The following is a 20,774-nucleotide window of genomic DNA, read 5'->3' on the forward strand; positions in this document are numbered from 1 at the left end:
GTCCCCGTGTGTCGGCGGGTGCGGGTCCCGCTTCGCCGACCGAATGCCAGCATGCCCGTCGCGGCCCGAAGGTGCCGAAAGTTGTCCACAGGCGGCGGTATTCGTCACATAAATCAAGCGCACGGGGTGCGGATCGGCATCGAACCGTCCCGGGGACGGGACTTCCCCCGTGTGCAGCGGGTAACGTCGGGGCGTGCCCGCCGACCCACTGCACCGCGCCGGAAAACCACAGCGCAGCACGACGAGCCCGCCGCCGAGCGGCTCGGGGGCGAGCGCGATCGAGGTCCGCAGGAGCGCGCGACGGCGCAGAACGGTCTCCGCGTACCGCGAGGGCGATCGCACCGTCGTGCTCATCCCCGCCCGGATGTCCGAGGCGGAGGAACAGCGCTGGGTGGTTGTCATGCTCGACAAACTGGCCGCCCAGGAGAAGAAACGGGTGCCCGGCGACGCCGAGCTGACCGAGCGTGCCGCGCGTCTGTCGGGTCAGTACTTCGACGGCCGGGCCCGGCCCACCTCGGTCCGCTGGGTCACCAACCAGAACACGCGCTGGGGCTCGTGCACCCCGTCCGAGGGCAGTATCCGGCTGTCGCATCGGCTGCAGGGCATGCCCGAGTACGTCGTCGACTACGTCCTCGTCCATGAGCTCGCCCACCTGCTCGTGCCCGGTCACGGGCCCCGTTTCTGGCGGCTCCTGGAGGCGTATCCGCGTACGGAGCGTGCGCGCGGCTACCTCGAAGGGGTGGTGGCCGCCGACCGGCTGCCCCATCCGCCCGGCGTGCGCGAGGAGTAGGGGCGGGTCCGCCCGCACCGCAGGCGGTCCGCCTGTACGGAAGGTGCGGTTGTGTACCGGGTCTGTACCGGCTTCCTCCACTGTCGGCGTTTGCCGTTAGCCTGACGCGACGTACTTGCATTCGGGATGGGGGACGGTCGTTACGCATGGCCAGGGAATTCCAACGCGGCCACAAGGCCAAGATCAGTGACCTCACCGCGGGCACCGATCTGTACGTAGGTGTACAGATCGCTGGCCCCGGACTGACCTTCGACATCAGTTGCTTCGGCCTGGACGCCGATGAACGGCTCTCGGACGACCAGTACTTCATCTTCTTCAACCAGCCGAAGTCCCCTGAGGAGTCCATTCAGCTCCTCGGTGCCCAGGCGGGCGACAGGGAGTCCTTCCGTGTCACGCTCGACCGGATCCCGGCGCAGATCCAGAAGCTGTCGTTCACGGCGACACTCGACGGCGCCGGGCAGATGTCCCAGATCGCCCCCGGATACCTCCGCATCGTCGCGGGAGGCGAGGAGGTGGCCCGGTACTCGTTCAGCGGCGCGGAGTTCTCCACGGAGCGTGCCGTGATGCTGGGCGACTTCTACTTGAAGGACGTCTGGCGGTTCGCCGCCGTGGGACAGGGCTTCGACGGCGGGCTCGACGCGCTGCTGAAGAACTTCGGCGGCGAGGTCGCCGAGGAGGAGCCCGCCGCGCAGCAGCCGCAGGCCGCCGCAGCGCCGTCCTTCGCGCCGCCGGCCCAGGCCGCCGCGCCCCCCGCGTTCGGCGCGCCGTCCGCGCCCGCCCCGGCCCCCGCGCCGCAGCCCGCCGCACAGGGCTTCGCGCCGCCACCGGCAACCACACCGCCGCCCGCACCGGCGCCCGCGCCCTCGGTGCACGCCGCGCCGACCATCATCGCGCCCCTGCACACTCCGCCGGGCGGAAGTGTGCCGCCCCCGGGCCCCGCACCGTACGCCCAGCCTCCGGCGCAGCCCGGTCCGCCGCCGGGCTACGGCCAGCAGCCTCCCGGCCAGACGGCTCCCATGCCGCCCGGTTACGGCCAGCAGGCGCCGGCCGCGCCCCCGGGCTACGGCCAGCAGGCTCCCACCGCACCTCCCGGCTACGGTCAGCAGCCGCCGTTCGGCCAGGTCCCGGGCCAGATTCCGGGCCAGGCAGGAGCACCCTCTCCGTACGGCGTTCCCCAGGGTGCGTCGCAAGGTGCTGCCGGTGTGTCCGCCGCGTTGCAGGCCTTCAAGGAGACGCCCACCGGACAGCGCTGGACCCAGCAGAACAAGAAGCTGGTCCGCGTCGACCTCGGCGCGGGTGGTGATCAGGCCGTCCTGGCCCGTCAGGGCAGCATGGTGCTCTACCAGGGCAAGGTCGACTTCAGTTACAAGGGCGCCGGCTTCGCCGGGCGGATCGTGGGCAACGCGACCGGCCAGGAGATGCAGCTGATGCGCTGTTCGGGTCGCGGCCAGGTGTTCCTCGCCGAGAACGGCGCCCATGTGCACCCCATCGAACTCCAGGGCGACGGGATCTGTGTGTCTGCCGAGAGCGTCCTCGCCTTCGACGAGACGCTGCAGTACGAGGTCCGCAGGATCGAGGGGCACGGCATCCCCGGGGGCGCACTCTTCACGATGCAGTTCCAGGGGACCGGCACGATCGTCGTCAAGACGCATGGCGCGCCTGTCGTGCTGCCCGTCACGCCCACGACGTTCGCCGACTGCAACGCGGTCGTCGCTTGGTCCGCCGCCTCCCAGGTGATCGTTTCCAGCCAGGTGCGGATGCGCCGGAACGCCTACCCGGGCGACACCGGCGAGAGCGTGAACCTCCAGTTCCGCGGCGCGCCCGGCAATTTCATCGTCGTCCAGCCGTACGAGGTCTGAGGGAGCCCGTCATGAACCAGCCACTCTCGGGCTTCGCCCCGGCACCCGTCACCGCCCGCATGGAGAACCATGGCAACCACATGCTGAAGGTCGCCATGCAGACCGGAAACGACCTCCTCGCGCGCGTGGGGTCGATGGTCGCTTACGAAGGGTTCGTCCAGTACGAGCCCAACCCGCCCGCCGTACGCCAGATCGCCCGCGACTGGGCCACCGGTGAGGGCGCGCCTTTGATGAAGGCCTCCGGCGACGGACTGCTCTACCTCGCTGACTACGGTGCGAACGTCGTCGTGATCAACCTCAACGGGGACGCGATCTCCGTCAACGCGACCAACCTGCTCGCCTTCGACGCCCATCTGACGTGGGGCGTCGAGCGGGTCAAGGGGCTCGCCAAGTTCGCGGGTCAGGGCCTGTGGAACACCAAGATCTCCGGGCAGGGCTGGGTCGCGCTGACCTCCCGTGGCAAGCCGATCGTCGTGGACTGCGGCGGCGGTGAGGACGAGACGTACGTCGACCCGGACGCGCTCGTCGCCTGGTCCCCGAACCTCAAGGTGAAGGGCAAGCGCAGCTTCAAGGCGCAGTCGCTGATCGGACGCGGCAGCGGCGAGGCCTTCCAGATGGCGTTCTCCGGGCAGGGCATCGTCGTCGTCCAGCCCAGCGAGGACAGCACCGACCGTCTCCGAGTCCGGGGCTGAGGGGGAGCAGGACATCATGCAGAGCCCGCTTTTCGGCTACAACGAACAGCAGACCCAGGAGCGCTACAGCCTGCAGAACTCGCAGATGCTGCGCGTCGTCCTGGAGGGCCACGACGACATCCTCGCGCGCAAGGGCACCATGGTCGCGTACCAGGGGCTCGTCGAGTTCGACGCCGAGTACCAGAACAGCGGCCAGCAGCGGTCGCGTGCGCACACCGGCGAGGGCCTCGACCTGATGCGCTGCCACGGGCAGGGGACCGTCTACCTGGCGAACCTCGCGCAGCACGTGCACGTGGTCGATGTGGACCAGGACGGCCTCACCGTCGACAGCAGCTACGTCCTGGCGATGGACTCCTCGCTGCACCACGAGGTCATCGCCGTGGACAGCCAGTACGGCATCTCCGGCTCCGGCAAGTACCAGCTCAACATCACGGGGCGCGGCAAGGTCGCGCTGATGACCTCCGGGATGCCGCTGCTGATGCAGGTCACGCCGGACAAGTACGTCAACTGCGACGCCGACGCGATCGTGGCGTGGTCCACGAGCCTGCGTGTGCAGATGCAGGCCCAGACCCACTCCACCGGAGTGTTTCGGCGCCGTGGCAACACGGGTGAGGGCTGGGAGCTCAGCTTCCTGGGACAGGGCTACGCGCTCGTCCAGCCGAGTGAGCTGCTGCCGCCGCAGAACGCCGTGATCGGCCAGGGAGTGCGTGCCCAGTACGGCATGGGGCAGCAGGGCGCCCACGCACAGAACCAGGGCAACGCCTGGAGCTGAGCTTCCGGGAAGTCAAGCGTGTAAGGGGCGGCCGCCATTGCGGTCGCCCCTTACCCGTTCACAGTCGTGCGCGGGTTGCTTCCAGGAGTCGTACGACCGACTCGTCGGCCACGCCCGCGACCTCGTCGTACGCGAACCAGCGCAGGTCGAGCGACTCGTCGCTGATCTCCTGCACGGCTCCCGGTGCGGCCACGACCGCGTACTGGACGTCGAAGTGGCAGTGGCACGGTGGCGGGATCGGATGCCGGTCAAGGCGCACCGGACCGCCCGGCAGCAGATTGAGACCGGTGATGCCCGACTCCTCCGTCGCCTCACGCAGAGCCGCGACCTCCAGCGTGGCGTCCGCCGGCTCGCAGTGACCGCCCATCTGGAGCCACATCCTCAGCTTCTTGTGGAGGGTCAGCAGTACGCGGCCGTGTTCGGGGTCCATCACGAGGGCGCTCGCCGTGATGTGCCCCGCCGTGCAGGCCTTCCACATGCCGTCCGGATGTGCGGCCAGATGGTCCAGGTACGCCTGGCGCAGCTCTTCCTGGTCCTCGTAGCTCTTGAGTACGAGGACCGCGTCGTCGTACAGGCTCACTCGGAGTCGTCGCCCTTTTCGTCGTCCTTGCTGTCGTCCTTCTTCAGGTTCGGCTTGTCGCCGGAACCGGAACCGCCCGCAGCCTCGCCGAGCATCTTGTCGATCTCGGAGAAGTCCAGCTGCTCGCGGTGCACGAAGCCGTCCGGGTCGTCCAGGTCGGACGCCGTGGGGAGCATGTCCGGGTGGGCCCACAGGCCGTCACGGCCGTCGACCCCGCGCGCGTCGGTGAGCGAGGCCCACAGGCGCGAGGCGTCCCGCAGCCGGCGCGGGCGCAGCTCCAGGCCGATCAGCGTGGCGAAGGTCTGCTCGGCGGGACCGCCCGAGGCGCGACGGCGGCGCAGCGTCTCACGCAGCGCGTCGGCGGACGTCAGGCGCGGCTTGGCGGCCGCGTGCACGACCGCGTCCACCCAGCCCTCGACGAGCGCGAGAGCCGTCTCCAGGCGGGCCAGCGCGGCCTTCTGCTCCGGAGTGTCCTCCGGCTGGAACATGCCCTGCTGGAGTGCGTTCTGGAGCTCCTCCGGGTTCTGCGGGTCGAACTGGCCGACCACGTCCTCCAGCTTGGCCGTGTCGACCTTGATCCCGCGCGCGTAGCCCTCGACCGCGCCGAACAGGTGCGAGCGCAGCCACGGCACGTGCGCGAAGAGGCGCTGGTGGGCGGCCTCGCGCAGGGCGAGGTAGAGCCGCACCTCCTCCTGGGGGACACCCAGGTCCTTGCCGAACGACTCGATGTTCAGCGGCAGCAGCGCGGCCTTGCCCGCCGGGCCGAGCGGCAGGCCGATGTCACTCGACCCGACGACCTCGCCCGCGAGCACGCCCACGGCCTGCCCGATCTGCGTGCCGAACATGGCGCCGCCCATGGAGCGCATCATGCCGATGAGCGGGCCCGCCATGGCCTGCATCTCCTCGGGCAGGACATCGCCCATGGCCGCGCCGACCCGCTCGGCGACCGGGTCGACGAGCTCCTTCCACACCGGCAGGGTCGCCTCGACCCACTCCGCGCGGCTCCAGGCCACGGCGGAGCCCGCGCCGGACGGCAGGGAGGTCGCGTCGTCCAGCCACAGGTCGGCCAGGCGCACGGCCTCCTGGACCGCGGTGCGATCGGCGGGGCCGATGCTCGCGTCCTTGATGCCGTCAGAGGTGCCCTGGGAGACCGTCTGGCGGGCGATCTGCTTGGCCATGTCCCAGTTCACCGGCCCGCCCTCGTACGAGAGCATCTGGCCCAGCTGCTGGAACGCGGCGCCCAGGTCGTTGGGGTTCATGGAACCGAACATGGCTGCGAGCGGATTGTCGGCGCCGGGGCCGTCGGCTCCGGGGAAACCCCCGAAACCGAACGGGTTGGCCGGTCCCTGACCACCGCCGCTCTCCTGGTCCTTCTTCTTGCCCTCGTCGCCGTTCTCCGGCTCCTCCGGCGGAAGGCCGAATCCGAATGGGGTGTCACTCACGGGATTCCTCGGCTGGTAAGGCCGCCGGTTCTTCCCGACGGCGGCTTGCCCGACAACACACCACCCAGCGTAGACACCCCAGCCCGATCGGGCCTCGGTGCTTCGCCGACTCTCCGCCTGCGGCAGGATGGATGCCACCTGGTACGCACGCGTCACGCGCGTCCGTTACTGAAGACAACCGCTGGAGACGCCCGGTGAGTTCCCCAGATCCGCAGGTTCGCGCAGCGCGAAACCACTCAACCAGCCCGGCCGCGCGCGGGCCCGTCGTCGCGGTCACCGGCGCCGCGTCCGGCGTGGGCGCACTGCTCACCGAGCGGCTTGCCGCCAGCGAGGAGATCAAGCAGGTCATCGCCATCGACGAGCGGCGTGGCGAGTGCGCCGCCGCCCAGTGGCACATTTTGGACGTTCGCGATCCGGTGATCGCCGAGAAACTGCGCGGCGCGGACGTCGTCGTGCACCTCGCGCTCGACCTCGATCTCGAGTCGGACGCGGCGGCGCGGACGGCGTACAACGTCCGGGGGACGCAGACCGTGCTCACGGCTGCCGCCGCGGCCGGGGTGCACCGGGTCGTGCTGTGCACGTCCGCGATGGTCTACGGAGCGCTGCCGGACAACGAACTGCCCCTCTCCGAAGACGCCGAATTGCGGGCGACGGCCGAGGCCACGGGGGTCGGCGACCTCCTGGAGATCGAGCGGCTCGCGCGACGGGCGCCGCGTGCGCATCCGGGGCTCAATGTCACCGTCGTACGGCCCGCTGTGCTGGTCGGCGGCACCGATACGGCTCTGACCAGGTACTTCGAGTCGCCGCGGCTGCTTGTGGTGGCGGGGTCGCGGCCCGCGTGGCAGTTCTGCCACGTCGAGGATCTGTGCAGCGCTCTGGAGTACGCCGTCGTGGAGAAGGTGGAGGGGGAGCTGGCCGTCGGGTGCGACGGGTGGCTGGAGCAGGAGGAGGTCGAGGAGCTGAGCGGGATCCGGCGGATGGAGCTGCCGTCCGCGGTCGCTCTCGGTGCGGCTGCTCGGCTGCACCGGATCGGGCTCACTCCCTCGCCTGCGGGAGATCTGGCGTACACGATGTATCCCTGGGTCGTGAGCGGGAGTCGGCTGCATGACGCCGGGTGGCGGCCTCAGTGGACCAACGAGGAGGTTCTCGCGGAGCTGCTGGAGGAGGTCGCGGGGCGGCACACCGTGGTCGGGCGGCGGCTTGGGCGCAAGGATGCGACTGCCGCGGGGGCCGCGGGGGCGACGGTGGCGTTGTTGGGGGCGGCTGCGGTGGTGCGGCGGGCGCGGAAGGCTCGGCGGCGGATCTGAGGGGCGGCGCGCCGCCCCTCGTAACCGGCGCACGCGCCCGGCACCCGGCGCCCGTGCTGGCGTAGAGGCGTGTTTCGCCCCCTCCGCCCCTACCCGTCCCGTACCTGGGGGCTCCGCCCCCAGACCCCCGATCGCCCGAAGGGCTCGTCCTCAAACGCCGGACGGGCTGGAGATACCTGGTCCGGGCTGAAGGGCGTAGCCCTCACGGGTGGGTGGGGGATCGGGACGGGAGTGCCTCGTCCTCGAACGCCGGACGGGGTGAAAGATCTTCCGCTGGGCCGGGTTGTGGGGGTTGTAGGAGGCTCCAAAGCTGCACGCGCGTGTGCCGGGGGAAAACCGTATTCCGTGGTGTCAGTGGGGTGATGCACGATGGGGTTATGGCACCTACCTTTGACCATCCCGGTGAGCAGGGCGCGCAGGATCCCATTCGGCTGATTGCGGTTCGTGAGGAGCCGTTGTCTCTCGATGAGGTCTTTCGGGCCGTGGGGGACGACGCCGCTGGGGGGACGGCGCTGTTCGTGGGGACTGTGCGGAATCATGACGGGGGTGCCGACGTCGATGAGCTGGGGTATTCGTGTCACCCCAGTGCCGAGGCGGAGATGCGGCGGGTCGCCGAGAAGGTGGTCGCCGAGTACCCGGTGCGTGCGCTGGCCGCCGTTCACCGGATCGGGGATCTGGGTGTCGGGGATCTCGCTGTCGTCGTCGCCGTGTCGTGCCCGCATCGGGGTGAGGCGTTCGAGGCGTGTCGCAAGCTCATCGACGACCTGAAGCACGAGGTGCCGATCTGGAAGCATCAGAAGTTCTCGGACGGTACGGAGGAGTGGGTGGGGGCCTGCTGAGGGCCGACCCGATCGTCCGCCCTCCCTCCGCTTGTCCTCCGGTTGCGTAACCGACCCCCTGGCGTGAGCGTTGACACTGCTGATGGTTAATCTGCTGATCAGTCAGTTGCGGTCGCTCATGGGGTTGGGAGGTCGGCATGGCGGCACTCGCCTGGTTGCTGATTCCGCTTTTGGCTGCGATCGGTGCCGGACTGTGGGGTAGTTGGGCCAGCCGGAACCGCAAGACCGCGGGAGACGGCATCGAGCTCGACGGCTACGCGCGTTTCCGCGCGGCCATGGAGAGGCCCGAGGCCGTGGACGGGTACGAGGACGTGCAGAGGCCCGGCGTCGCGAAGCGATCCGTGGCCCTTGAGAAGTCCGCCTCCGACGCCGTCTGACGCCCCGGGGCTCACAGGCCGAGGACAGGACCACGTACGGACGGCCCCGACGGTGCGTTGACAGCACCGTCCCGTAATGTCGTGGCATGCCACGCCGCACCGCGACGATGCTCGCCTCCACCCTGATCCTGATCGCGCTCCTCTGCGCGGGAGTGTTCATCCAAGTGCCGTACTCGGAGATGTCGCCGGGCCCGACCGTGAACACGCTGGGTGACCACGACGGCGAGCCGGTGCTGCAGATCACCGGGCACAAGACCTATCCGGCGACCGGTCACCTCAATATGACGACCGTCCGGGTCACCAGCGCCGACTACAACATGAACCTCGTGGAAGCGGTCTACGGCTGGCTGGCGCACGACAACAAGGTGGTCCCGCACGACACGCTCTACCCCGACGGAAAGACGGAGGAGCAGTCGACGCAGGAGAACGCCGAGGAGTTCAGCCAGTCCCAGGAGAGCGCCAAGGTCGCGGCGCTCAAGGAGCTGGACATCCCGGTGCAGTCCTGGGTGATCGTCTCCACCGTCCTCAAGGACTCCCCGGCCGAGGGCGCACTGCACGCCGGAGACGTGATCAAGGCCGTCGACGGTACGACGGTGAAGGCGCCCGGCGATGTCGCGGACCTGGTCACCAAGCACAAGCCGGGCGAGAAGGTCGTCTTCACGATCGTGCCCGCGAAGGCTCAGGCCGCCGCCGAGAAGGAGAACAAGACGGCGACCGAGACCGAGGACGTCACGCTCACCACCAAGAAGTCCGACGACGACGGTGAGGACCGTGCCATCGTCGGCATCTCGGCCGGGACCGACCACACCTTCCCGTTCACCGTCGACATCAAGCTCGCCGACGTCGGCGGACCGAGCGCGGGGCTGATGTTCGCCCTCGGCATCGTGGACAAGCTCACCCCGGGCAACCTCACCGGCGGCAAGTTCGTGGCCGGCACCGGCACCATCGACGACGCCGGCAAGGTCGGCCCGATCGGTGGCATCGAGATGAAGACCGTCGGCGCGCGGGAGAAGGGCGCCCAGTACTTCCTGACGCCCGCGGACAACTGCGCGGCCGCCGCGAAGGACACCCCCGAGGGGCTCACGCTCGTCAAGGTCAACACCATGGACGACGCGATGAGCGCCCTCAAGGACATCAGCTCCGGCAAGACTTCCGACCTGCCGAAGTGCACCACCAAGTAGCCGCCGGCTGATCCGGAGTACTACTCCGCGAACGTCGCCGACAGCGCCTCCGCCAGTCCAGGCACCAGACCCGAACCCGTGAGGACCTCCGTGGGGGCGTCCTTCTCGCGCAGGCGCAGCGCGGAGTCGCGGGTGCCGTCGCGCAGCACGCCGACCGTCATGCGTACCTCCTGACGGTCCGGGTGCTCGGCGACCCACTTCGTGAGCTTCTTCTGGCTGAGGCCCTCAGGGACGGAGGCCTCGGCGGACGGCGGCAGCATCAGCCGCTCCACGGTGAGCGCGCAGCCGACCACGGCGTCCGGCCAGGCGATGGTGCCGAGGAACTCGTCCAGCGGCTTGTCGGCAGGGACCTCGTCCTGCTCGATGGGGGTGAGACCGGTGGTCTCCGGCTCGTCCTGCAGGCCGAGCTGGGCCGCGAGGCCGGGTTCCTCGGCCCGCAGCCGTGCGGTGTCTACGAGGGCGAAGAGGCGGGCGGGCTGGTCCCAGCCGAGGCCGGAGGTGTACTCGTCGATCTCGAGTACGGCCCGGGTGAGCGGGCTCGCTGCCATGGGAGTGTTGGACATGGTCACAATCCTGCCTCGTTAGTCCCCGGAAACGGGAACCGAGTAAAGCGTGAGTAAGTTGCATAGATGAGGCTCCACGATCACGGAGCCTGACGAATGGTCCACGATCACGGGGACCTGACGGACCAACAGCGAACTTCGAGGTGCACACCTTGGCTTTCCAGATGCCGGACCGCGGCGGAGGCCCGACGGGGCCACGGATCAGAGTGGGCCGACCGTCCCGGCGTGTCCGGACCCTGCTCATGACACTGGGCGTGCTGGCCGCACTGGCCATGGCCTTCGTCATGTTCGCGGGGTTCTGGACGGACTGGCTCTGGTACCGATCGGTTCACTATTCGTCGGTGTTCACGACCACACTGTGGACCAAGATCGGGCTCTTCTTCGTCTTCGGTCTGCTCATGGCGGCCTCGGTCGGAGTGAACATCTGGCTGGCGCACCGGCTGCGCCCGCCGCTGAGCGCCATGTCGATGGAGCAGCAGAGCCTCGACCGGTACCGGATGGGGATCGCGCCGTACAAGAGGTGGTTGCTGCTCGGCATCACCTCCCTGGTGGGGCTGATCGCCGGCGCGTCCGCCTCGGGCCAGTGGCGTACGTGGCTGATGTGGGTGAACGGGGTTCCCTTCAACCAGAAGGACCCCCAGTTCGGCCTCGACATCTCCTTCTACACCTTCGACCTGCCCTGGTACCGCTTCCTGCTCGGCTTCGGCTTCGCGGCCACCGTGCTCTCGCTGATCGCCGCCGCGCTCACGCACTACCTGTACGGGGGGCTGCGGATCACCAGCCCGGGGGCGCGTGCCACGGCCGCCGCCACCGGTCACCTGTCGGTGCTGCTGGGTCTCTTCGTCGCGCTGAAGGCGGTCGCCTACTGGCTCGACCGGTACGGACTCGCCGTGAAGTCCAGTGACTTCAAGGCGACCGACAACTGGACGGGCCTCAGGTACGTCGACGCCAACGCGTATCTGCCGGCCAAGACGATCCTGTTCTGCATCGCCGTCATCTGCGCGGTGCTGTTCTTCGCCACCCTGTGGCGGCGCACCTGGCAGCTGCCCGTCATCGGCTTCGGCCTGATGGTGCTCTCCGCGATCCTCATCGGCGGCCTGTACCCGGCGATCGTGCAGAAGTTCCAGGTCCAGCCGAACGAGCAGGCCAAGGAAGCGCCGTACGTCGCGAAGAACCTCAAGGCGACCCGGGAGGCCTACGGGATCCAGGACACCGAGGTCACGGACTACGCGGGCACGAGCGAGACCAAGGACACGACCAAGCTGCGCGAGGACGCCGACACCACGGCGAGTATCCGCCTGCTGGACCCGAACATCGTCTCGCCGGCGTTCCAGCAGTTGCAGCAGATGAAGAACTACTACGCGTTCCCGACCAACCTGGACGTCGACCGGTACACCGTGGACGGCACGGACCAGGACACGGTCATCGGGCTGCGCGAGCTGAACCTCGCCGGTATTCCGAAGAACAACTGGATCAACGACCACTTCCGTTACACGCACGGATACGGCGTGGTCGCAGCCAAGGGCACCACGGCGACCTCCGGCGGCCAGCCGCTCTTCACCGAGTCCGACCTGCCGTCCCAGGGCGACCTCGGCACGTACGAGCAGCGGGTCTACTACGGCGAGAAGACCACGCAGTACTCGATCGTCGGCGGTCCCCAGAAGGAGATCGACTACTCGGACGACGACGGCGAGAAGACCACCAGCTACACGGGCAAGAGTGGGGTCAACCTCTCGAACCCGATCAACCGCGCCGCGTACGCGGTGGCGTTCAGCGAGCCGCAGATCCTCTACTCGGGCGCGATCGGCGAGGGTTCGCGGATCCTCTACAACCGCACGCCCAAGGACCGTGTCGAGGCGGTGGCCCCCTGGCTGACCATCGACGGTGACGCCTACCCGGCCGTCGTCGACGGGAAGATCCAGTGGATCGTCGACGCGTACACGACCACCAACGGCTATCCGTACGCCTCCCGCACCACCCTGGGCGACACGACGGCGGACTCGCTGACGGCGACCAACAACCAGCGCGCGGTGGTGGCCCAGCAGAACCAGGTCAACTACATCCGCAACTCGGTGAAGGCGACCGTCGACGCGTACACCGGAGAGGTCAAGCTCTACCAGTGGGACACCGAGGACCCGGTCCTGAAGACCTGGATGAAGGCGTTCCCGAACACGGTGGAGCCGAAGACCGACATCTCGACCGACCTGATGGCCCATCTCCGGTACCCGCAGGACCTGTTCAAGGTCCAGCGCGAGCTGCTGACCCGCTACCACGTGAAGGACGCGAACACCTTCCTCAGCGGCAGTGAGGTGTGGCAGGTGCCGGACGACCCGACCAACAAGTCGGGCGACGCGGTCCCGCCGTACTACCTGAGCATGGAGATGCCCGGAGAGACGGCGCAGGCGTTCTCGCTGACGACGACGCTCACGCCGAACGGCCGGGACAACCTGAGCGCCTTCATGTCGGTCAACGCCGAGGCGGGCACCCCTGACTACGGCAAGATCAGAATTCTGAAACTGCCAACCAGCGAACCGGTCGACGGGCCTAAACAGGTCCAGAGCCAGTTCAACTCCCAACCGACCATCGCCGAGTCCATCAGACTTCTGCAGGGCGGCGACTCGGAAGTCGAGTACGGCAACCTGCTGACAGTGCCACTCGACGGAGGACTGCTCTATGTGGAGCCTGTCTACGTACGCGGTGGTGGACTCAAGTTCCCGCTGCTGCGCAAGGTGTTGGTGAGCTACGGAGGCAAGACCGCCTTCGAGAACACCCTCGACGTGGCGCTCAACAAGGTTCTGGGGGTGGAGGGTTCGACCACCGAGCCACCACCCGCGGACACCACGGAGCCACCACCGACGTCGACCAATCCGACGGTCCAGGAAGCGCTCAACGACGCCCAGAAGGCCTTCGACGAAGGCCAGGAAGCCCTCAAGAAGGGCGACTGGGAGGCGTACGGCACGGCGCAGAAGGATCTTGAGGAAGCGCTGAAGCGGGCCGAGGACGCCCAGGCCAAGGCCGACGAGACCAGTGGTGGCAGCGGCAGCAGCGCGAGCCCGAGCACCAGTCCGAGCCCGACCAGCGGCTAGGTCAGGGCCCACCCCGCGCCGTGGTACGGTTGCAACACAACGGCGCGGGGTGGAGCAGCTCGGTAGCTCGCTGGGCTCATAACCCAGAGGTCGCAGGTTCAAATCCTGTCCCCGCTACTGAAAGTCGAAGGCCCGGATCCTGATCAAGGATCCGGGCCTTCGACGTGTGCGACAACGCGCGAGGCTCCGGCGGTGACCTGGCGACTCCTGTGAAGTGCTGCTCCAAACGGGGGGAGTTGGGAAATCTGTGTTTGACTTGTCTCTCTGTGGGCATGTCGACAAAACGCTGAAGTGACCTCACTGGCTGCGGTATACCAGGTGTACCCAGGTTGCAGGTGGTGCGACGATGGACGTTATGGGGGACAAGGCAACTCTGTTGGATACAGGGCGTTTTGCGCAGCCTCCCGACCGGGACGAAACCGGCGAGGCTGTGGAGGAGGCGCGCCAGCGGCTCGCGGCGGAAGCCGGCGATGTCGAGGCGATGAGCGTCCTCGGAGCGATGCTGCTGCGCCGCGGTGATCTCGACGGAGCCGAGCCGCAGCTGCGTGCTGCCACGGCCGCCGGTGATCGCGCCGCAGCCAACAATCTGGGTGTCCTCCTGCACCAGCGCGGGTACGCCGAGGACGCCGCCGGATGGTGGCGGATCGCCGCCGTCGCGGGCTCCGCGGCCGCCGCGCACGCGCTCGGCCGGCATCACCGCGAGCGCGGCGACGAGCCCGCCGCCGAGTACTGGCTGCGTCAGTCCGCCGAGCAGGGGCACGCCCTGGGCGCGTACGCGCTCGCGGATCTGCTGGAGCACCGCGCCGACGTCGGCGCGGAGCAGTGGATGCGGGCCGCCGCCGAGCGCGGGCACCGCGAGGCCGCGTACCGGCTGGCGCGGGCCCTCGACCGCAAGGTCGTGGACTCGGGTGAGGCCAGGGCCGACAACGGTGTCATCGGTGCGGGCGGCGAAGAGGCCGAGCAGTGGTACCGGCAGGCCGCCGCGCGCGGGCACCGGCGTGCCGCCCTGCATCTCGGGGCGATCCTGGAGAAGCGCGGGCAGCTCAAGGAGGCGGGGCGCTGGTATCTGACGTCCGCCAAGGACGGCGAGGCTCGGGCCGCGTGTGCGCTCGGGTTCCTGCTGCGGGACGCCGGCGACACCGACAGCGCCGCCGTGTGGTGGTTGAGGGCTGCCCAGGACGGCGACGGGAACGCGGCCAACGCCCTGGGTGCGCTGCACGCCGAGCGCGGCGAGACGCAGACCGCCGAGCGGTGGTACCGGGCCGCGATGGACGCCGGTGATGTGAACGGGGCGTACAACCTCGGGCTGCTCTGCGCCGAGCAGGGGCGGACCGCGCAGGCCGAGCAGTGGTACCGGCGTGCCGCGTACGCCGGTCATCGCGAGGCGGCGAACGCGCTCGCCATCCTGCTGCTGCAGGTCGGCGACGCGGCCGGGGCCCAGCCGTGGTTCTCCAAGGCGGCGGAGGCCGGGAGCGTGGACGCCGCGTTCAATCTCGGGATCCTGCACGCCGGGCGGGCCACCGAGGACGACGACGCGGCGGCGCTGCGGTGGTACGAGCGTGCCGCGGCCGCCGGGCACACCGAGGCGGCGCTTCAGGTGGCCATCGCGCGGTTGCGGGACGGGGACGAGCGGGATGCCGAGCGGCATCTGCGGTCCGCGGCGGGGGGCGGCAGCGCCGAGGCGGCGTACCGGCTTGCCGCCGTGCTCGACGCGCGTCGGCCGCCGGCGCCCGCGCATGAGCTGGGGGAGCCCACGCAGGAGAAGAGCGAGTGCGAGGAGTGGTACGAGCGGGCGGCGTCCCAGGGGCACCGGAGGGCGCAGGTGCGGGTCGGGATGCTGGCCGCCGCGCGGGGCGATGTGGTGGAGGCGGCTCGGTGGTACCGCGAGGCGGCGGAGGCCGGGTCGCGGAACGGGGCGTTCAATCTTGGGCTGCTGCTCGCCCGGGAGGGGAGTGAGCCGGAGGCTGCCGTGTGGTGGGCTCGGGCGGCTGATGCGGGGCATGGGCGGGCGGCGCTTCGGCTCGCGCTCGTGTATGCGCGCGGAGGGGAGCTTGCGGAGGGGCAGCGGTGGGCCGACCGTGCCGTCTCTCTTGGGCCCGCTGAGGTTTCCGAGCGGGCGGCTCGGTTGCGGGATGCGTTGCGGGAGGAACTGTCGGCGTGACGTTGCACTGCGCTGAGGCGTTGGCGTACGGCGGCGCGGGCGCCGGGGTATTCGCCCCCTCCGCCCCTGCCCTTCCCGTCTCTGGGGGCTCCGCCCCCAGGCCCCCGATCGCCCGAAGGGCTCGTCCTCAAACGCCGGACGGGCTGATGGTGCCGGACCGGCTAAAACGGATTTGCGCTGGTCCACAGGGGTGACGTACTGTTCAGTTCAACGGCGCGGGGTGGAGCAGCTCGGTAGCTCGCTGGGCTCATAACCCAGAGGTCGCAGGTTCAAATCCTGTCCCCGCTACTGAAGACCGAAGGCCCGGAACCAATAGTTCCGGGCCTTCGGTGTGTTTGCCTTCGGGTGAGGCGCGAGAGGCGGTCAGGCCGCCGCGCAGTTCGGGCAGACGCCCCTGTAGGTCACCTCGACGTCCGAGACCGTGAAGCCGAAGCGCTCCGAGTCGGGGAGGTCGGTGAGCGGGTTGCCGCCCGGGTGGACGTCGCGGATCGTGCCGCACTGGGCGCAGACCAGGTGGTGGTGCGGATGGTGCGCGTTCGGGTCGTACCGCTTGGCGCGCTTGTCGGTTGCGACTTCCAGTACCTCGCCGAGTGAGACCAGCTCGCCCAGGGTGTTGTAGACGGTCGCCCGGGAGATCTCGGGGAGTTTGACGACGGCGCGTGCGTGCACCTCGTCGGCCGTCAGATGGACGTGGTCGCCGTCGAGGACCTCGGCCACTACGCGCCGCTGCGCGGTCATCCGCCATCCGCGTCCGCGCAGTCGTTCCAGCAGGTCGCTCATACGAACCAGCCTAACAGTAAGAGGAACAGATCCCGAACAGGTGTGACTTTGGAGCGCTGCTTGACTTGGACTAAGTCCAATGTAGGATCGGGACCGGCATTGGCCAGGGGACAGAACTTGCAGGAATGACGCAGGAGGCGCACGTGACGCAGGGACCGCTTACGACGGAGGCCGGTGCGCCGGTGGCCGACAATCAGAACAGCGAGACCGCGGGCGTCGGCGGGCCCGTCCTCGTCCAGGACCAGGCGCTGCTCGAGAAGCTCGCGCACTTCAACCGTGAGCGCATCCCGGAGCGCATCGTGCATGCGCGGGGCGCCGGCGCGTACGGCACCTTCACGCTGACCCGTGACGTCTCGCAGTGGACCCGCGCGAAGTTCCTCTCCGAGGTCGGCAAGCAGACCGAGACCTTCCTGCGGTTCTCGACCGTGGCCGGCAACCTCGGTTCCGCGGACGCGGTCCGTGACCCCCGCGGCTTCGCGCTGAAGTTCTACACCGAAGAGGGCAACTACGACCTCGTCGGCAACAACACCCCGGTGTTCTTCATCAAGGACGCCATCAAGTTCCCCGACTTCATCCACACGCAGAAGCGCGACCCGTACACCGGATCGCAGGAAGCCGACAACGTGTGGGACTTCTGGGGGCTTTCGCCCGAGTCCACGCACCAGGTGACCTGGCTCTTCGGTGACCGCGGTATCCCGGCGTCGCTGCGCCACATGAACGGGTACGGCTCCCACACGTACCAGTGGAACAACGAGGCCGGTGAGGTCTTCTGGGTCAAGTACCACTTCAAGACCGACCAGGGCATCAAGAACCTCACCTCGGAAGAGGCCGCGAAGCTCGCAGGTGAGGACCCCGACTCGCACCAGCGCGACCTGCGTGAGTCGATCGAGCGGGGTGAGTTCCCGTCCTGGACCGTGCAGGTGCAGATCATGCCGGCGGCCGAGGCAGCGACGTACCGATTCAATCCGTTCGACCTCACCAAGGTGTGGCCGCACGAGGACTATCCGCCGGTCGAGATCGGCAAGCTCGAGCTCAACCGCAACCCGGAGAACATCTTCGCCGAGGTCGAGCAGAGCATCTTCTCTCCGGCTCACTTCGTGCCGGGTATCGGTCCCTCGCCCGACAAGATGCTTCAGGGGCGGCTGTTCGCCTACGGTGACGCCCACCGCTATCGCGTCGGCATCAATGCCGACCACCTGCCGGTGAACCGTCCGCATGCGACCGAGGCGCGCACCAACTCGCGGGACGGGTTCCTGTACGACGGGCGCCACAAGGGTGCGAAGAACTATGAGCCCAACTCGTTCGGTGGTCCCGTCCAGACCGACCGGCCGCTGTGGGTGTCCACCCCGGTCTCCGGTGGAACCGGCAACCATGGGGCGCCGGTTCACTCCGAGGACGACGACTTCGTGCAGGCGGGGAATCTGTACCGGCTGTTCTCCGAGGAGGAGAAGGTCCGTCTGATCGAGAACCTGGCGGGCTTCATCGCCAAGGTCTCCCGTGACGACATCGCCGAGCGTGCGATCGACAACTTCCGCCACGCGGATGGTGACTTCGGCAAGCGGCTGGCAGTCGCGGTCCAGGCCCTGCGCGGCTGACAACCAGCACTGGAACGCTTGTCGTTGAGGGCGGGCCGGGTCTCCTGAGTCATCAGGGGCCCGGCCCGTTCGTGTGGGCGTGGGGAGGGGTCAGACCTGCGCCGGTGCGCGGCGGTGGGCCGGTGCCCAGCAGCGGATGATGTCGCGGACCGAGACGATGCCTACGGGGCCTGTTCCGTCGAGCACGATCAGGTGGCGGAAGCCGCCGTGCGACATGGCTGTCGCGGCTTCCTCCAAGGTCCAGGCGGGGGCGGCGAAGACGACGTCGGTGGTGGTGTGGCTGCCTGCGGTCTCGGTGTCCGGGTTCTGGCCGAGGGCCACCGAGTTGAGGATGTCGCGCTCAGTGAGGATTCCTAGTCCGCTGGCGTCCTCGTCGAGGACGACGGCCGCGCCGATGCGGCGCGCGGACATCAGGCGGGCCGCCTGGCGGAGGGTGTGTGCCGGGCCGATGGTGAGGACCACCGTGCTCATGGCGTCGCGGACGAGCATGGGCTGGAGCCACCTCCTTGGTGAATCGCTTGACCTGGTGCGATGCCTGGTCCCGGGCGGTGCCGGGGCCTCGGCGAGGCGTCAAGAGAAGTGATTCACAAATTCACAAGTGGGGGGACTCTCAGAGTCGCAGGTAAAAGGAGGGTCAACAAGGGGGCGCGTGCGGCGAGTTCGGGGCGCCTCGGGGTTACTCAGGAGTCTCGCTTCAGTACCGCTGGTTCAGGTATCCCAGCAGTTCGTCGTGGAGGATGCCGTTCGACGCGGCCGCGTTGCCGCTGTGCGGGCCGGGGCGGCCGTCGAGGCCGGTGAACTCGCCGCCCGCCTCGGTCACGATGATCGCGTTCGCCGCCATGTCCCAGAGCGACAGCTCGGGTTCGGCGCAGATGTCGACCGAGCCCTCGGCGACCATCATGTACGGCCAGAAGTCGCCGTAGCCGCGGGTGCGCCAGACGACCTTCGTGAGGTCGAGGAAGCCGTCCAGGCGGCCCTGGTCCTCCCAGCCGGTGAGGGACGAGTACGCGAAGGAGGCGTCCGACATGTGCGAGACCTGGGAGACCCGGAGCGGGGACGCCGAGGTGAGGCTGCGGCCCGTGAACGCGCCGTGGCCCTTCGCGGCCCACCAGCGGCGGCCCAGCGCGGGGGCGGAGACCACGCCGACGACCGGCTGGTAGCCGCCCTCGGCCGCCTCCATCAGGGAGATGAGGGTGGCCCAGACGGGCACGCCGCGTACGTAGTTCTTGGTGCCGTCGATCGGGTCGATGACCCAGCGGCGGGGGCCCGTGCCCTCGATGCCGTACTCCTCGCCGAGGATCGCGTCGCGCGGCCTTGCCCGTTGGAGCTGGCCGCGGATGAGTTCCTCGGCGGCCTTGTCCGCTTCGCTCACCGGGGTCATGTCCGGCTTGGTCTCGACCTTGAGGTCGAGTGCCTTGAACCGGGCCATCGTCGCGGCGTCGGCGGCGTCCGCCAGGACGTGGGCGAGACGCAGGTCATCGTGATAGTCGGGCATGAGCGAACCGTATCTGCCCGTTCCGGGGAGGGCTACACGGCCCGGGAGATCTTCGTGGGGGTCGGCGTGTGGGCTGGGGTGGGCTGTGGTGTTCGCCTTCCGCCGGGGGTGAGTCGGGGCCGTGCCGGAGCATCCGTCCTCGGTCTGGCGCGGAATCGGTTGGTCAGGAAGCGGGCGGTGTTGACGCGCCAGCCGCTGCGGGCGGACGTTCCGGCACGTCCCCTTCGGTGATCTCGCGGGTGCGGGTGCGTAGGGGCTTGTCTTCGGCCTGCCCCCACGCCTTCGTCTTCGGCCTGCCCCCACGCCTTCGTCTTTGGCCGGTCCCCGCGCCTTCGCCTTCGGCGTGCTCCCATGCCTTCGCCTTCGGGGTACTTCCATGCCTTCGCCTTCGGCGTGGCCTCGCGCCTTCGCCTTTGGCGTACACACGTCTTCGTCTTCGCCTTTGGCGTACACACGTCTTCGCCTTCGCCTTTGGCGTGCTGTGCGTGCGGGTGGGTGGCCGTCTGGGTTGTGTGTGGTGGGGGCGTGCGCCCCTTGGTGCCGTCGCGAACCCTTGACAGTGAACCTGTGCGCGTCAAATCTGAGCTGCGGAGCGGATCGGCTCAGGGAGGCGATGATGCCTGCAGCTCGGGAATCCCTTTTGGATGCTGCCTATACGGCGCTCGCGCGTCGTGCTTGGTCGGCGGTGCGGATGGTCGATGTGGCCGCCGTGGCCGGGGTGTCGCGGCAGACGCTCTACAACGAGTTCGGGAGTAAGGACGGGCTCGCGCGTGCCCTCGTACGGCGGGAGGCGGATGCCTATCTCGCGGGGGTCGAGCGGGCGTTGGGCGCTCATGCGGACGCTCGTGAGCGGTTGGTCGCCACTGCCGAGTGGACCGCTTCGGCGGCGCGGAGCAACGTACTTGTGCGGGCGATGCTCACCGGGTGCTGGAGTGAGCGGCTGCCCTCGCCGACGCTCTCGGCGGTGCCCTCGTCGTCGGCTGTGCCCGCGCAGCGGCGGGCGGATGGGCCGCTGCCCTCGCCCGCCGACTTCGTGGCGCTGGTCCGTGACCGGGCCGTCGTCTCGATGTCCACCTCGAAGGCGGAGACCGCCGAGCTCGCCCGTACCTGCGAACTCGTGGTCCGGCTCGCACTGTCGTGCGTGGCCGCGCCGCCGGGGGAGGGTGGGGTCACTGATTTGGTGAAGGCCGCGCTGTTCTCGCCGTATCGCGGCTCAGGAGTTCCTCGGGAAGTGTTCTGAAGGGGGCTGCTCTGT

The 20,774-nt window shown here is 69.0% G+C and carries 18 protein-coding genes and 2 tRNA genes; 14 read left to right on the top strand and 6 right to left on the bottom strand.

Annotation, left to right across the window (positions count from 1 at the left end; genetic code table 11):
* Positions 1-193: 193 nt before the first annotated feature.
* The 4 genes from OG219_RS31840 to OG219_RS31855 all read left to right on the top strand — a co-directional run bounded on the left by OG219_RS31840 (position 194) and on the right by OG219_RS31855 (position 4,113).
* Entirely contained in the window at positions 194-790 is a 597-nt protein-coding gene (locus OG219_RS31840; protein ID WP_266832312.1) for a M48 family metallopeptidase, read from the top strand.
* Positions 791-936: 146 nt separating this feature from the next.
* Positions 937-2,649, top strand: a complete 1,713-nt coding sequence (locus OG219_RS31845; RefSeq protein ID WP_266832314.1) for a TerD family protein — start codon at positions 937-939, stop codon at positions 2,647-2,649.
* 11 nt (positions 2,650-2,660) lie between these two features.
* Positions 2,661-3,341: an AIM24 family protein gene (locus OG219_RS31850; protein WP_266832316.1), complete on the top strand. Its 681-nt coding sequence runs from the start codon at positions 2,661-2,663 to the stop codon at positions 3,339-3,341.
* Between the two features lie 16 nt (positions 3,342-3,357).
* Positions 3,358-4,113: an AIM24 family protein gene (locus tag OG219_RS31855; protein WP_266832318.1), complete on the top strand. Its 756-nt coding sequence runs from the start codon at positions 3,358-3,360 to the stop codon at positions 4,111-4,113.
* Between the two features lie 58 nt (positions 4,114-4,171).
* Here OG219_RS31855 and OG219_RS31860 read toward each other — a convergent pair whose 3' ends face one another.
* Both OG219_RS31860 and OG219_RS31865 read right to left on the bottom strand, forming a co-directional pair.
* Positions 4,172-4,693 (bottom strand): NUDIX hydrolase, encoded by a 522-nt coding sequence (locus OG219_RS31860; protein WP_266832320.1) that lies wholly within the window; start codon positions 4,691-4,693, stop codon positions 4,172-4,174.
* The gene (locus OG219_RS31865) at positions 4,690-6,135 is read right to left on the bottom strand and encodes a zinc-dependent metalloprotease (protein WP_266832322.1); all 1,446 of its coding nucleotides are present in this window, start codon (positions 6,133-6,135) and stop codon (positions 4,690-4,692) included. Before OG219_RS31865 ends, OG219_RS31860 begins: the two co-directional genes overlap by 4 nt.
* 194 nt (positions 6,136-6,329) lie before the next feature.
* Here OG219_RS31865 and OG219_RS31870 point away from each other — a divergent pair, with 194 nt between their 5' ends.
* From OG219_RS31870 to OG219_RS31885, 4 genes are all read left to right on the top strand, one after another.
* The gene (locus OG219_RS31870) at positions 6,330-7,442 is read left to right on the top strand and encodes an SDR family oxidoreductase (RefSeq protein ID WP_266832324.1); all 1,113 of its coding nucleotides are present in this window, start codon (positions 6,330-6,332) and stop codon (positions 7,440-7,442) included.
* Positions 7,443-7,819: 377 nt separating this feature from the next.
* Positions 7,820-8,281 carry a molybdenum cofactor biosynthesis protein MoaE gene (locus OG219_RS31875; protein ID WP_266836299.1) on the top strand — a complete coding sequence of 154 codons (462 nt, stop codon included), beginning with the start codon at positions 7,820-7,822 and terminating at the stop codon, positions 8,279-8,281.
* 137 nt (positions 8,282-8,418) lie between these two features.
* Positions 8,419-8,658, top strand: coding sequence for a hypothetical protein (locus tag OG219_RS31880; RefSeq protein WP_266836436.1), 240 nt, complete (start codon positions 8,419-8,421; stop codon positions 8,656-8,658).
* Positions 8,659-8,744: 86 nt separating this feature from the next.
* Entirely contained in the window at positions 8,745-9,839 is a 1,095-nt protein-coding gene (locus tag OG219_RS31885; protein ID WP_266832326.1) for a PDZ domain-containing protein, read from the top strand.
* Between the two features lie 20 nt (positions 9,840-9,859).
* Here the strand turns inward: OG219_RS31885 and OG219_RS31890 are convergent, their stop codons facing one another.
* Positions 9,860-10,402, bottom strand: coding sequence for a PPA1309 family protein (locus OG219_RS31890; RefSeq protein ID WP_266832328.1), 543 nt, complete (start codon positions 10,400-10,402; stop codon positions 9,860-9,862).
* A 164-nt stretch (positions 10,403-10,566) separates the two neighbouring features.
* Here OG219_RS31890 and OG219_RS31895 point away from each other — a divergent pair, with 164 nt between their 5' ends.
* The 4 genes from OG219_RS31895 to OG219_RS31910 all read left to right on the top strand — a co-directional run bounded on the left by OG219_RS31895 (position 10,567) and on the right by OG219_RS31910 (position 15,937).
* On the top strand, positions 10,567-13,488 hold the full coding sequence (locus OG219_RS31895; protein ID WP_266836300.1) for a UPF0182 family protein: 2,922 nt from the start codon (positions 10,567-10,569) through the stop codon (positions 13,486-13,488).
* 43 nt (positions 13,489-13,531) lie between these two features.
* Positions 13,532-13,605: transfer RNA gene (locus OG219_RS31900), tRNA-Met, on the top strand.
* 229 nt (positions 13,606-13,834) lie between these two features.
* Positions 13,835-15,649, top strand: coding sequence for a sel1 repeat family protein (locus OG219_RS31905; RefSeq protein ID WP_266832330.1), 1,815 nt, complete (start codon positions 13,835-13,837; stop codon positions 15,647-15,649).
* A gap of 214 nt (positions 15,650-15,863) precedes the next feature.
* A tRNA-Met gene (locus OG219_RS31910) sits at positions 15,864-15,937 on the top strand.
* 75 nt (positions 15,938-16,012) lie between these two features.
* On the opposite strand, the gene OG219_RS31915 is transcribed toward OG219_RS31910, so the two are convergent.
* Positions 16,013-16,429 carry a Fur family transcriptional regulator gene (locus OG219_RS31915; RefSeq protein WP_266832332.1) on the bottom strand — a complete coding sequence of 139 codons (417 nt, stop codon included), beginning with the start codon at positions 16,427-16,429 and terminating at the stop codon, positions 16,013-16,015.
* Between the two features lie 125 nt (positions 16,430-16,554).
* Here OG219_RS31915 and OG219_RS31920 point away from each other — a divergent pair, with 125 nt between their 5' ends.
* On the top strand, positions 16,555-18,024 hold the full coding sequence (locus OG219_RS31920; RefSeq protein ID WP_323183312.1) for a catalase: 1,470 nt from the start codon (positions 16,555-16,557) through the stop codon (positions 18,022-18,024).
* A 90-nt stretch (positions 18,025-18,114) separates the two neighbouring features.
* On the opposite strand, the gene OG219_RS31925 is transcribed toward OG219_RS31920, so the two are convergent.
* Both OG219_RS31925 and hisN read right to left on the bottom strand, forming a co-directional pair.
* Positions 18,115-18,513 carry a cyclic nucleotide-binding/CBS domain-containing protein gene (locus tag OG219_RS31925; RefSeq protein ID WP_266832336.1) on the bottom strand — a complete coding sequence of 133 codons (399 nt, stop codon included), beginning with the start codon at positions 18,511-18,513 and terminating at the stop codon, positions 18,115-18,117.
* A gap of 205 nt (positions 18,514-18,718) precedes the next feature.
* A complete protein-coding gene (gene hisN, locus OG219_RS31930; RefSeq protein WP_266832338.1) occupies positions 18,719-19,519 on the bottom strand; it encodes a histidinol-phosphatase in 801 nt (266 codons plus the stop codon).
* A 613-nt stretch (positions 19,520-20,132) separates the two neighbouring features.
* Here hisN and OG219_RS31935 point away from each other — a divergent pair.
* Positions 20,133-20,759, top strand: coding sequence for a TetR/AcrR family transcriptional regulator (locus OG219_RS31935; RefSeq protein WP_266832340.1), 627 nt, complete (start codon positions 20,133-20,135; stop codon positions 20,757-20,759).
* Positions 20,760-20,774: the final 15 nt, after the last annotated feature.

The organism is Streptomyces sp. NBC_00038, assembly GCF_026343635.1.
In the GTDB taxonomy this organism is placed as follows: Bacteria; Actinomycetota; Actinomycetes; order Streptomycetales; family Streptomycetaceae; genus Streptomyces.